The organism is Methanolobus psychrotolerans (assembly GCF_002243045.1).
GTDB lineage: Archaea > Halobacteriota > Methanosarcinia > Methanosarcinales > Methanosarcinaceae > Methanolobus > Methanolobus psychrotolerans.
Genome location: NZ_MBKP01000033.1, coordinates 23,555 through 35,413, shown reverse-complemented (window position 1 = coordinate 35,413; position 11,859 = coordinate 23,555). Strand labels below are relative to the sequence as shown.

Genomic DNA, 11,859 nt, shown 5'->3' with positions numbered 1-11,859 from the left:
AAGGCACGGTGACATGCTGCAAAGAGCATGTCTTTGGCGGTACTCACATACCAACCAGCAACCACCTTTAGAGATATGCACGTGCCTTCTGGATCATTCCTTATAAATTGTTTAGAAGGACTTAAAATCCTTTCTTCTCATTATTTACCTAATACCTGCGTTTCAATATTTTCATATCCAATCTTAAATGTTCACAATGTTCATAATTTGAGCTTTATTTTGAAATTATGAGCATGATTCTTTTATATGTCGACATAAATACTCTATATCAGGGCAACGATTAATCATGAATACATCTGTAGGTTAAAATAGGATGAATTAAAAGTATGAGTGAGGAACTTTTTTACCAGAATCAGCTCCAGGATCTTGAGGATATCAAAGCTAAATACTTCAGTCAGCTTGATGAAGTTGAAAAAAAGCGTGCTGAGATTACTTGCAAGAAAGAACAGATAAAAGCTGATGAATCTCTGGTTATTGAGGAGTATCATAAGATCCGTGATGCAAAAAAAATGATTGCACAGGAATATGAAAAACTTGTTGCTAAAAATGATGAATTGAAGCTGGCAAAGAAGGAATACGAGAAAAAGAGAGTTGATTTCCTAAAGCAGGAAACAGAACTGGAAGCCTGGTTGAATAGGTATGATCTTAATTATGAATTGCTTCAAAAGAGGAAATCCGAGCAGTACAGGGTCTTAAGGTCACAGTATGAAGAAGAATTAACTCTTTTCAAAAGGCAAAAAAGAATAGCAAGAACTAAACTCAGACTGGATGCAAAAGTCAGGGATATTGCTATACAAAAGAAAGAGATAGCTTCTGGTGAAATTGACATAGAGGTTGAATCCGAAAAGATAGAGCGCAGACGTGAATACACCAAGTACCTTCATGAAACCCTTTCATCTAGAGAGAAAGAGTTCAAATCAAGGGAAAAGGAACTTTCAGAGCTGCAGCAAAAGACAGAAGAAGAGATCGGCAAGCAGCTAACGATCCATAAACAACAGCTTACGATCATTAAAAAGGATGCCAGGATAGAGCAACAACTAGCTTACATCAAAGCTCTTGAAGAGGATGTCCATGATCTCAAATATCAACTTAAAAACGCAAACGAAGAATTGAGTCACTTGAAAATTTATTCTAATATATTTGAGCAGAATCTGGAACTTCTCGTCAGTTAAAAATCAAAGTCATAAGCTTTGTACTTCAAATATTCTGATTCCCAATTGTAAAAATGAAAGTACTGCCTTTTCCTTCTTCGCTCTTAACCCAAATCTTCCCATTGTGCATTTCTACAAACTGCTTTACAAGAGCCAGCCCAAGGCCTGTACCACCATATCTTCTTTTATTGGATGAATCGACTTGCGTAAAGGGACTGAATATGTATTCCTGCATATCCGGGGGAATACCAATTCCTGTATCTGAAACCGATATATGGATATCATTATCCATTTGTTTGGTTACAATAGAAACCCTGCCGTTTTCAGGGGTGAATTTGATAGCATTGCTGAGCAGATTGAACATTATTTGTTTGAACTTCATCTTATCAGCAACTATTTCAGTAGTTTTGATTTCGTTTTCAAGTGTGAGGTCAATATGTTTCTTTCCTGCCATCGGATGCATAGCTGTTATTATCTCTTCAAAAACCCTGGAATGCGGGAACTTCTCACAATCAAGTTCCATTTTTCCGGCTTCAATCTTTGAGAGGTCAAGAACATCATTGATCAGTTCAAGGAGATGTTTTCCGCTATTATTGATATGTTTGGCATATCCGAGTTGTTTTTCATTCAACTTACCAAACATCTCAGAACCCAGTATGTCTGAAAAACCAATTATAGCGGTAAGAGGAGTACGCAGTTCATGGCTCATATTAGCAAGGAACTCTGATTTGGTACGATTACTTTCCTCTGCCAGCATTTTACTTTCAATTAAAGAGTACTCCGCTTTTTTCCTTTCAGTAATATCGCCTGCAAAAACAATATAGCGTGTTTCGGACAGTTTTATAGCATCCATCCTTATCCAGTAAACAGTTTTGTCTTTACGAATAGCCAGCAGTTCAACTGTAGCAAAGCCATTGTTTTTAACATCATAATTACCCTGATATGCATTACGATGGGATTCAGCAGCTATAAGGTCAAATCCAGTCATTGTTAGTAATTCATCCTCAGAATACCCGGTGAGTATCGAAGCAGTCTTGTTAACTTCCAGGTATTTCCAGTCTTCATCAGCTATAAAAATGCCATAGGGTGCATTTTCAATATAACTCCTGAATTTCTTTTCACTATCTTTCAGGGCATTTTCTGCCATTTTTCGCTCAGTGATGTCGTGATAATTCAGCAAGACACCTCTGATAGCTGGTTCATGCAAGAGGTTAATGGCTGTGAATTCTATCCACTTGTAGCTGCCATCTTTGCAACGATACCGAGACTCTGTATTCACTGTAGCATCAGGCTTGTCCATGATTGAAGTAAATACCTCTTGTGTATGGTCCAGGTCATCCGGATGAATGTTTTCCCATGTAGAAGAGCCAATAATTTCTTCCGGCTTCCATCCGAACCAGTTCTCTATATTTGGGCTTTTGTATCTATTGATTCCATCCTCATCGATGATAGCGATCACATCGGCAATGTTTGCAATCATTGCTCTCTGTTTTTCTTCAGTTTCAATCAGGTTTTGTTCTGATCTTTTCTGTTCGGTTATATCCCTGAACTCAACAACTCTTACCTTTTTTCCTTTGTATGGGATATTCTTTGCCTGCAGTCTGAGTGAGTATTCTGTTCCATCTTTGCGACATCCCATTGCCTCATAAGGCTCCTCATAGCCTGAGAGTATATTGTTCATAACCATACTTCTGGAACTTTCTGCAATAAGCAACAGTCCGTTCATTCCAATCAATTCTTCGAGTGAGTAGCCGGTAATATCGGAAAGTCCCTGGTTGCAGTCCAGAATAAGACCTTTATCATGAATAGTGATTCCGCCAAAAGATGCATTGTGCAGTGCTTTGAATCTCTCTTCACTATCTTTTAGTTCATCTTCTGCCTTTCTGTGATAAATTGATTCACCAATACCATTTGCAATTACTTCAAGAAGATTAATGTCGTCTTCGTGCCATTTGCGCATTTCCGTGCAATCATCAAATCCTATGAAGCCCCAAAAATCAGACCCTGCAAAAATTGGAATGATCAGTACTGAAAGGATGCCTTGCTCGGAGAGAATGTTTCTCTCAGGATCATCAAGTTCTTCAACTATTTGTGCAAAGTGCTGTTTTGATTTCAAAATATGGAGCAATGTCGGTGCGCCTTCACTGTATGGCAAGTGCTGAAGATCAGAGTTATCTATCTGTGGTTCAATACCCTCTGACACAACTTCGTATACTTGTGACATGCAAAGCCCCAGCTCTGTATTATCTTCATTCTTGAAAATATATGATCTACTATTTTTTACAGTTTCGTGAATTACATCAAGAATACGAGGCAGTTTCTCATCCATACTTCCCGGTTCAAGCAAAAGGTGCATGCACTCAACTGTCGCCAGTTCATATTCTAATCTCTGTTCCAGAGACTTTTCAGTTTCTACCAAGTTCTTCTGGGACTCATTAAGCTTTTTTATACGTGGGGCGAGGTAGAGATAAAGTAGTGAGCCTGTAATAAGCACAAAAGCTCCGCCTTTGTATGTCTGCAGTTTCATATACATGTCTATATCAGAAATGAACCATGCAAGGATCTTGTCTGAGAACAGGATCCACAAACTCGCTATAACTATATATATTCCTGTTACTCTTAGTGCTAACATCTTGCTTTTTGTAAGATCAAATCGAGTATTCATTTCAAAAAATCCCTTTTATAAGCTGCCTGCAAGCCTGCTTAGGTGTTTTCATAGAAATGTACGGCAATCCAATGCATATTTGGATATGAGTTGTTATATTATTCATTTTGAACCGCTGATTTTCTGAAATAGCACTTTCTTGTATTATATTCAGGACTTCTGTATTAAATTACTATTCTTACAGATTACTTTTAACTCATTATATGTAATCTAGAACTGGTTTATATAATTATCACCTATGCTTTTGATTATTTGTTACATTCTCATATAAATCAAAAACTTTAAGTTTGTTCAGAAGATAAGCAGAGCAAAATATGTATGGAATTGCCGAGTTTTTGTTCATTGGAATTTTTCTTGGTTTTGCTGCAGGTATCTCTCCCGGACCACTCATGGCAATGACAATTTCCCAGACCCTCACACATGGATCAAAGGATGGAATTAAGGTTGCTCTATCCCCTCTGATAACAGATATTTTGATAGTATCAGCTATTATTTTTATCCTGCTGCATTTTGAAAACCAGAATTTTGCGATTGCAATTATCAGCTTGTCCGGTGCGATTTACCTGATACATCTTGGAATCTCCTCACTTAAGATCGAATACAACGATCTAGATGTCATAAACGAAAAGACGAATTCTTTAAAAAAAGGAGTCATAGTCAATTTTCTAAGTCCTCATCCGTACCTGTTCTGGATAACCATTGGTGGTCCCATTATCTTTCAGGCTCTAGATATTAACATTTTGGCAACAGTTCTGTTTGTTGCCGGATTCTATACTTTTCTTGTAGGTTCAAAGATACTGATTGCGTTGGTTGTAGGTAGGTCCAGATCTTTCCTGATAAGTACTTACTATATTTACACGATGCGTGCTTTAGGCATTGTTTATCTTTTGTTTGCTTTCTTTTTCATAGGGCAAGGGGCAGAGCTGCTGGGCTTATATATTCCGGGTGCATAAAGATTTTCACCAAAAATCACCTATTTTTTTAGTCTGTAACGATTCTCCATATGGAATGGGATCACAAAAATATATTTGTATTGTTCTTTTTTCATGTATCGGATGTATGGGCAATAATACTGAGTAAGAAACACAAAATACGTTATGGACCGATATCAATGTAAATTCATATAAAGTTCTATATATTAGTCATTCTTTCTAAAAAGTAGACTATTCTCAAATGTGAGGAATCCGCCATGTCAAATCTACTGGAAAATTATTTTCAATTGAAAGAGCACGGAACTGACGTAAAGACTGAAATTATAGCTGGCATTGTCACTTTTATGACTGTGGCATATATAATAGTTGTAAATCCTGCGATACTCCAGGCTGCCGGGATACCATTTGGTGCTTCCATGGTAGCTACAATATTATCTGCAGTGTTTGGAACACTTATAATGGGAGTATACGCAAAAAAACCACTTGCAATAGCTCCATATATGGGTGAGAATGCTTTTGTTGCATATACTGTGGTGGGGGTTCTGGGTTATTCATGGCAGACCGCACTGGGTGCAGTATTCATAAGTGGTGTTCTTTTTACAATTCTGACAATCTCAGGACTAAGGGGCAGGATGATCGATGCTGTTCCTGATAATCTCAAATACAGTTTTGCAGCCGGTCTTGGATTATTCATTACTTTCATCGGACTTGTCAATGCAGGTATAGTTTCTCTTGGTGTGGAAGGTGCTCCATTACATGTGGGAGCCCTGAACACTATCCCGGTTGGTCTGGCATTGTTCGGTTTCCTGCTGATAAGTGCACTTATGATAAAGAAAGTAAAAGGTTCTATCCTGATAGGTATCATTGTCACATCAATTCTGGGATTTGTATCAGGTGTTGCTCAAACACCTGAACAGATAATCAGTATGCCACCAAGTATTGCTCCTGTTTTCCTCCAGCTTGATATCACTGGTGCATTGACATGGGGATTTTTTGCGGTGATCCTTACAATGTTTACCATGGACCTTATGGACACTATGGGTACTCTTGTAGGTGTTTCATTAAAGGCTGGATTTATGGATGAGTATGGACATCTTCATGATATGGATAAACCGTTCCTTGCCGATGCCCTCGCAACAGTTTTCGGTGCACTTGCCGGTACAACTACCGCCGGAACATATATTGAATCAGCTGCCGGCATTGAGGAAGGGGGAAGGACCGGACTTACTGCTGTTGTTGTTGCACTTCTTTTTACGCTTGGCCTTTTCTTCTACCCGGTATTCTCAGTGATCCCAGCTGCAGCAACGTCGCCAGCTTTAATGATCGTGGGTCTTCTTATGATGGGCTCTATAAAAAAAATAGATATGGATGATTTCACTGAAATGATACCTTCCATGGCAGTGATAATCCTTATGAGCTTTACTTACAATCTGGGGGTAGGTCTATGTGCCGGATTTGTCTTGTTCCCACTTCTTAAATTGATAAGTGGTAAAAGCAGTGAAGTAAAGCCGATCGCATGGGGATTATTCGTTCTGTGTTCAATGTTTTTTATATTCTATCCTTATTGAACAGATAATAAGTGCAAACTATTATTATCCAGTATACTTTATTCTGAGGTGTGTGCCGTTATCGACGGGTAACATAGTTAGGAGGATTCGAAAGTAAGTCACACCTCAGAACAAACATTCCCTATGCCTTTATACTATTATATTTAATAGTTTTAATAATTTATGGTGTATAATGAAAGGAGATGCAATCTTCATTTGAGATTATATTTTTGTTCCACATATCTAATGCCCCACCCGGCGAGTGCTTCCAGTAAGGGAATGACTGTTTTTCCAAATTCTGTCAGTGAATATTCGACTCTTGGGGGAATCTGCGGATACATCTTACGTTTGACAAGGCCATCATCTTCCATTTCCCGGAGTTGCTTTGTAAGCATTCTTGGAGAAATCCCCGGAAGTGTTTGTTGCAGAGAATTATAGCGCAATACGTCTTCTTTCAGTTGCCATAGAATGAGGGGTTTCCATTTCCCTCCGATAACGCTCAGGGTGGCTTCCACAGGACAACTATATTCACGGTCACTTGTACCATTTGTTTTATCTTCAGTTGTCATTCTATCTTTTACTATACTATTTGTTAGTTAATAACAAAAAAGAGTGTATGACATATAAATATAGCATACGCTCATTATCATTCAAGTACTTTGCAAAAAGTAATTGCTTATTGATAAAAGGAAATGATCTAAATGAAAGTAGTAGGTTTTGTTGGAAGTCCGAGAAAGAATGGAAACACCGATATGCTTGTCCAGCAGGTTCTTGACGGAGCAGTAGAATCAGGCGCTGATGTAGAAAAGTTATACATTAATGACATGGATATCAAAGGCTGCCAAGGATGTAATTACTGTAGAGCTGTGGAGGGGTGCAAACTTAATGATGACATGACAAAAGCCTATGATGCTCTAAGGAATGCAGATGGTTTTGTATTCGGTTCACCTATATATTTCTTCCAATTTACAGGGCAGATGAGGCAGTTCATTGACCGTTGTTTCGCACTTATCAATCCTGATTTTACTTCACGCCTTGATGCGGGCAAAAAGGCTGTCATTGTAGGCGCACAGGGTGCTCCGGATGCTGCAGCTTTCAAATCAGTCTATGAGGAGTTTTCAAGAATCCTACAAATGTTTGGAATGGATGTGAAAGGCACTTTTGTAGACATAGGACATCATGCCCCAGGCGAGGTAAAGGAAAATACCAGTCTCATGGAACAGGCAAAGATGGCTGGTGTTCAGCTTTTTAAGTGATGATTTTTAAGTGATATATTTGTACAGGACATGCATCAGGATGCATGTTCCTGTTTTATCTAATATTTTTTGATTTTCAGTTACAAGTAAGAATTATTAAAAAGAGATTCTAATCCCTGCCACCAATTGCAATAAATCTGGCATACACAGGATAGTGGTCTGAAACATCTGTAGATTAAAAATAGGTTTAAATAAAGTGGTTATTTTGATTGTAAAGGGTGGCACTAACTAATTCTATGATCCGCTTACTTCAGTATCCTGCAGGCTTTCCGATATATTCCTTATAGTTTCATTAACTGGGCAGTCTTTAAGTACACTTTCATCCGTGGAAATTATCGGTACAGGGTTTAACATTTCAGGATGCCCGCAATAATATGCAATTCCAACTTTAGTTCTTCCGGTTACTCCGGCACATTTGGAATACAGGGGAATATTTTTTTTATAGCTGCATGTCAAACACTTCATTTTATCATCCTTGTTTTTGATAACCATTAACTAGCAAGTTTTTAATCATGCCTTATGTCTGTTTATCATATAAGTCCAGTACATATACTTTAATATAGCAATCAAATATATTTTTTATTTTATTATTGTGATGTTTAGCACTTATTATATTTATGTTAATCCCCTTACAATCATTTATATATTATATATATGCTCATATTTTTTAAGAAAGAGTTGGCATATTTTATATAGTATGTACTCTAATAAGCAATATGGCAAAAGGGGAGCATTATATTACCACCACCATCTCATAATAGTACAATACCAACCAGTTTTTAATACTTTGAGAATAAGCTGCTCCCCACCTGTCTTTGAGGTAGTTCGCTCTAACTAATATCAAAGCAACAGCAACAATAAAAAATCAAATGAGTATGTACTATAGAAAGAGGAGTCAATAATGGAAAAAGGTATTTCTTATGTACTATTGATCATTGTTGTGGGTATTTTGATAAGTATGAGTACTAACATGTGGTCGTGTGGACCTGTGAAAGTGGAAGGTTTGATCTTGGTTGACAGTACTAGCTCGATTGGTTCTTCTGTTGAGAATGAGTCTAATACTCTCTATACATACAGTTTTTCTCTCTACAACAGCGGACCGGACGATATTTATATTACAGGCATTGAGCCTGTGCTTGCACAAAGTCCTTACATAGTCTCATCATCGGAATCTCTTTTCCAGAAGATCAACCGGTTTGTAGAATCGGAATCTTCGCTCACATTTGAGGGTGTTATTGAACTGAATGCAGAAAACGTGTCAAAGGAAGAGATAGCAGATCTAAAACCTATTGTTTACATCAATGTGTCATCTACACAAACAATTCCATATTTTTCGTATTGAATTTGTGATGAACACACAGTCTGACAATTCTTTAGATTAACTAAACAAAGGCTATTTATTCCATTAATTAATGAACTTCATAATTCCTATCTCATAATTCTTTTGAATCCGGATACTGTGCTAATTTTAACATCGGATTGTTTCACTCATTTTAGCAGATGATCACAGATATATTATTAAATGTCATAAGCCCCATTATAGGCAGTAGGTGTTAAAATGAAACTTGAACAAAAAGATAAGGATAAGATAGTAGCAACAGTAGCATCACGCTATTTTTCAGAACAGGGATGGAAATGGATAGATCTTAACACTGAGGTCTCAAAGATACACAAAGCATATGATGAACTCCGGGATCAATATGCTGCTTATCCTTATATGAGCAGGGACTGGTATGTAAGTAACTCAGCAACCAAAAGCATCCATATGTGTGAGAACTGGGAAGAGCTGAGTGAGCTTGTTGAGTTTCTCAATGCTTACGGTCAGTATTTTGATTTCCTTGTGAAGGATACCAAGAAATCATTATGTATAGCAAGTACAGATGGATATCTTACGTCTGAGGAGAAAAATGCAATATCCACTGCACGACGGTCCAGGTACAATGTCTTTGTTTTCAGGGTTGATGTACCAGATGCAATTGACTTTGAACTCATGCAGATAGGTGGTGGAGTATAATCATTACCAAGTCTAACGAAACATTCATATTATGTGTGTCCTATTTCAGCCTACTTTTATATAGTATATATCTGTATTATACCCGACGTGGTTACAATTATGTAGCAAGTCATTCTGTCAATGACATGCTGCTTCATTAATATTTATAAAAGTAAATTTGGTTAAAATCTATTTAAATGAATTATATTGAGAGGAGTTTAATATGGAATCTGAATTTTTAATTTATCTTGCCCCTCTTGCTGGTCTTATTAGTTTGTTATTTGCAGGCTTGTTTGCACGAAGTGTCCTCAAAGAGGATGCCGGCTCAGCGAAGATGCAGGAAATAGCAGGCGCCATCCAGGAGGGCGCGATGGCGTATTTGAATCGACAATATAAAACAATTGCAGTAGTGGCTATAATCCTTGCTGTACTTATCTTTGTTCTCCTTGGGGATGATGGAGGTAAGATCGCAGTCGGTTTCATAGTAGGTGCGATTAGTTCCGCAGCGGCGGGATATATAGGCATGAACGTATCCGTAAGGGCAAACGTAAGGACTGCACAGGCTGCATCAAAAGGCTTACAGAAGGCAATGTCCGTTGCATTCCGCGGCGGTGCGGTCACGGGTCTTGCTGTAGTAGGTCTTGCACTTCTTGGTACAAGTACTTTCTACATCCTTTATGGTGACGTAGATCTTGTGATCGGATTTGGTTTTGGTGCCAGTCTTATCAGTCTCTTTGCAAGGGTCGGAGGCGGAATTTTCACAAAAGCAGCTGATGTTGGTGCCGATCTTGTCGGTAAGATCGAAGCTGGAATTCCAGAGGATGATCCACGTAACGCAGGTGTAATTGCTGATAACGTGGGTGACAATGTAGGTGACTGTGCCGGTATGGGTGCTGACCTCTTTGAAACATATGTAGTAACAGTTCTCGCATCAATGCTTTTGGGATCACTCATCCTTGACTCATACGCAAATGCAATTCTTTATCCACTCATCCTTGGTGCAGTGGCAATCTTCGCATCCATTATAGCCGTATTCTTCGTCAAGGTCGGCAGTGATGGCAAGATTATGAAAGCGTTGTACAAAGGAGTGGCAGTTTCTGCAATTCTGAGTCTAATTGCTTTCTACTTTGTTACAACTTCCCTTATGGGTGATATGAAATTCTACTATGCAGCTCTTGTTGGTATTATTATCATGGTGCTCATGGTGGTTTTCACAGAATATTATACTTCAACGTCTTTCCGTCCGGTAAAGACAATTGCTGCAGCATCTGAAACAGGTGCAGGTACAAATGTAATTTCCGGTCTTGCAATTGGTTTTGAAAGTACTGCACTTCCATTGATCATCATCGTCTCTGGTATTCTTGCTTCATACTTTGTTGCAGGTGGAGCAACAGACCCGGCACTCGGTATATACGGAATCGCAATTGCTGCGGCTGCAATGCTTTCAACTACCGGAATGATAGTTGCACTTGACTCATATGGCCCCATCACTGACAATGCAGGTGGCATTGCTGAAATGGCAGGTATGCCTTCTAATGTCCGTAAGATCACCGATGCACTTGATGCTGTAGGTAACACCACAAAGGCAGTTACCAAAGGATACGCGATAGGTTCAGCGGCACTTGGTGCTCTGGCTCTTTTTGCAGATTACAGATATAAGGTGGATCTGAGTGGTGCTGATCTCAGTCTTGATCAGCCGCTGGTCCTTGTAGGTCTCTTCATTGGAGGACTGCTTCCATTTGTTTTCAGTGCAGTTACAATGAGGGCTGTGGGTAAGGCAGCTTTTGAGATAGTGAATGAGGTTCGTCGCCAGTTCCGTGAGATACCTGGTATCATGGAAGGAACTGGGAAACCGGAATATGGTAAGTGTGTCGACATCGTCACGGCAGCAGCTATCCGTGAGATGGCTATACCTGGTTTCCTTGCTATCGCTGTACCACTGTTCGTTGGGCTTGTACTTGGTCCTGCGGCTCTTGGTGGTCTTCTTATCGGTATCATTGTTTGTGGTCTTTTGCTTGCACTCACAATGGACAATGGCGGCGGTGCATGGGATAATGCAAAGAAGCTCATTGAAGACGGAGCGTATGGTGGAAAAGGTTCAGATGCTCACAAGGCAGCTATCGTCGGTGATACTGTTGGTGACCCATTCAAGGACACTTCCGGACCTGCACTCAATGCTTTGATCAAAGTGGTGAACATGGTTGCTATCCTGTTCTCAGCACTCTTCATTGGAAAAGGTATTTTCTAAAACAAAAGTACAAAATATGTTTCCGGCAAAAGCCGGAAATCCTTTCTGTTTTTTTGATTCGATACAT

At 38.9% G+C, this 11,859-nt stretch carries 10 protein-coding genes; 7 read left to right on the top strand and 3 right to left on the bottom strand.

What is annotated here, in order from left to right:
* The first annotated feature begins 326 nt into the window (after positions 1-326).
* Positions 327-1,172: a hypothetical protein gene (locus tag BB781_RS10760; protein ID WP_094228497.1), complete on the top strand. Its 846-nt coding sequence runs from the start codon at positions 327-329 to the stop codon at positions 1,170-1,172.
* A gap of 25 nt (positions 1,173-1,197) precedes the next feature.
* Here BB781_RS10760 and BB781_RS10755 read toward each other — a convergent pair whose 3' ends face one another.
* On the bottom strand, positions 1,198-3,816 hold the full coding sequence (locus tag BB781_RS10755; protein ID WP_094228496.1) for a sensor histidine kinase: 2,619 nt from the start codon (positions 3,814-3,816) through the stop codon (positions 1,198-1,200).
* A 314-nt stretch (positions 3,817-4,130) separates the two neighbouring features.
* On the opposite strand from BB781_RS10755, the gene BB781_RS10750 reads away from it, so the two are divergent.
* On the top strand, positions 4,131-4,769 hold the full coding sequence (locus BB781_RS10750; RefSeq protein ID WP_094228495.1) for a LysE family translocator: 639 nt from the start codon (positions 4,131-4,133) through the stop codon (positions 4,767-4,769).
* A gap of 236 nt (positions 4,770-5,005) precedes the next feature.
* Complete coding sequence (locus tag BB781_RS10745; RefSeq protein ID WP_094228494.1) at positions 5,006-6,316, top strand: NCS2 family permease; 1,311 nt, start codon at positions 5,006-5,008, stop codon at positions 6,314-6,316.
* A 191-nt stretch (positions 6,317-6,507) separates the two neighbouring features.
* On the opposite strand, the gene BB781_RS10740 is transcribed toward BB781_RS10745, so the two are convergent.
* A complete protein-coding gene (locus BB781_RS10740) occupies positions 6,508-6,864 on the bottom strand; it encodes a winged helix-turn-helix transcriptional regulator (RefSeq protein ID WP_094228493.1) in 357 nt (118 codons plus the stop codon).
* A gap of 132 nt (positions 6,865-6,996) precedes the next feature.
* On the opposite strand from BB781_RS10740, the gene BB781_RS10735 reads away from it, so the two are divergent.
* The gene (locus BB781_RS10735; protein ID WP_094228492.1) at positions 6,997-7,551 is read left to right on the top strand and encodes a flavodoxin family protein; all 555 of its coding nucleotides are present in this window, start codon (positions 6,997-6,999) and stop codon (positions 7,549-7,551) included.
* Positions 7,552-7,785: 234 nt separating this feature from the next.
* Here BB781_RS10735 and BB781_RS10730 read toward each other — a convergent pair whose 3' ends face one another.
* Positions 7,786-8,043, bottom strand: a complete 258-nt coding sequence (locus tag BB781_RS10730) for a hypothetical protein (RefSeq protein WP_094228491.1) — start codon at positions 8,041-8,043, stop codon at positions 7,786-7,788.
* A gap of 409 nt (positions 8,044-8,452) precedes the next feature.
* Between BB781_RS10730 and BB781_RS10725 the strand changes: the two genes are divergently transcribed.
* From BB781_RS10725 to BB781_RS10715, 3 genes are all read left to right on the top strand, one after another.
* On the top strand, positions 8,453-8,893 hold the full coding sequence (locus tag BB781_RS10725) for a hypothetical protein (RefSeq protein WP_094228490.1): 441 nt from the start codon (positions 8,453-8,455) through the stop codon (positions 8,891-8,893).
* Between the two features lie 216 nt (positions 8,894-9,109).
* Entirely contained in the window at positions 9,110-9,565 is a 456-nt protein-coding gene (locus BB781_RS10720) for a hypothetical protein (RefSeq protein ID WP_094228489.1), read from the top strand.
* 202 nt (positions 9,566-9,767) lie between these two features.
* Positions 9,768-11,792, top strand: a complete 2,025-nt coding sequence (locus BB781_RS10715; RefSeq protein ID WP_094228488.1) for a sodium-translocating pyrophosphatase — start codon at positions 9,768-9,770, stop codon at positions 11,790-11,792.
* Positions 11,793-11,859 lie beyond the last annotated feature (67 nt).

What these genes read in the sequence shown, in the direction of transcription:
- BB781_RS10745 (WP_094228494.1), top strand. Translation starts at nt 5,006, where the DNA reads ATGTCAAATCTACTGGAAAATTATTTTCAATTGAAAGAGCACGGAACT.
- BB781_RS10735 (WP_094228492.1), top strand. Translation starts at nt 6,997, where the DNA reads ATGAAAGTAGTAGGTTTTGTTGGAAGTCCGAGAAAGAATGGAAACACC.
- BB781_RS10720 (WP_094228489.1), top strand. Translation starts at nt 9,110, where the DNA reads ATGAAACTTGAACAAAAAGATAAGGATAAGATAGTAGCAACAGTAGCA.
- BB781_RS10715 (WP_094228488.1), top strand. Translation starts at nt 9,768, where the DNA reads ATGGAATCTGAATTTTTAATTTATCTTGCCCCTCTTGCTGGTCTTATT.
- BB781_RS10760 (WP_094228497.1), top strand. Translation starts at nt 327, where the DNA reads ATGAGTGAGGAACTTTTTTACCAGAATCAGCTCCAGGATCTTGAGGAT.
- BB781_RS10725 (WP_094228490.1), top strand. Translation starts at nt 8,453, where the DNA reads ATGGAAAAAGGTATTTCTTATGTACTATTGATCATTGTTGTGGGTATT.
- BB781_RS10750 (WP_094228495.1), top strand. Translation starts at nt 4,131, where the DNA reads ATGTATGGAATTGCCGAGTTTTTGTTCATTGGAATTTTTCTTGGTTTT.
- BB781_RS10755 (WP_094228496.1), bottom strand. Translation starts at nt 3,816, where the DNA reads ATGAATACTCGATTTGATCTTACAAAAAGCAAGATGTTAGCACTAAGA.
- BB781_RS10730 (WP_094228491.1), bottom strand. Translation starts at nt 8,043, where the DNA reads ATGGTTATCAAAAACAAGGATGATAAAATGAAGTGTTTGACATGCAGC.
- BB781_RS10740 (WP_094228493.1), bottom strand. Translation starts at nt 6,864, where the DNA reads ATGACAACTGAAGATAAAACAAATGGTACAAGTGACCGTGAATATAGT.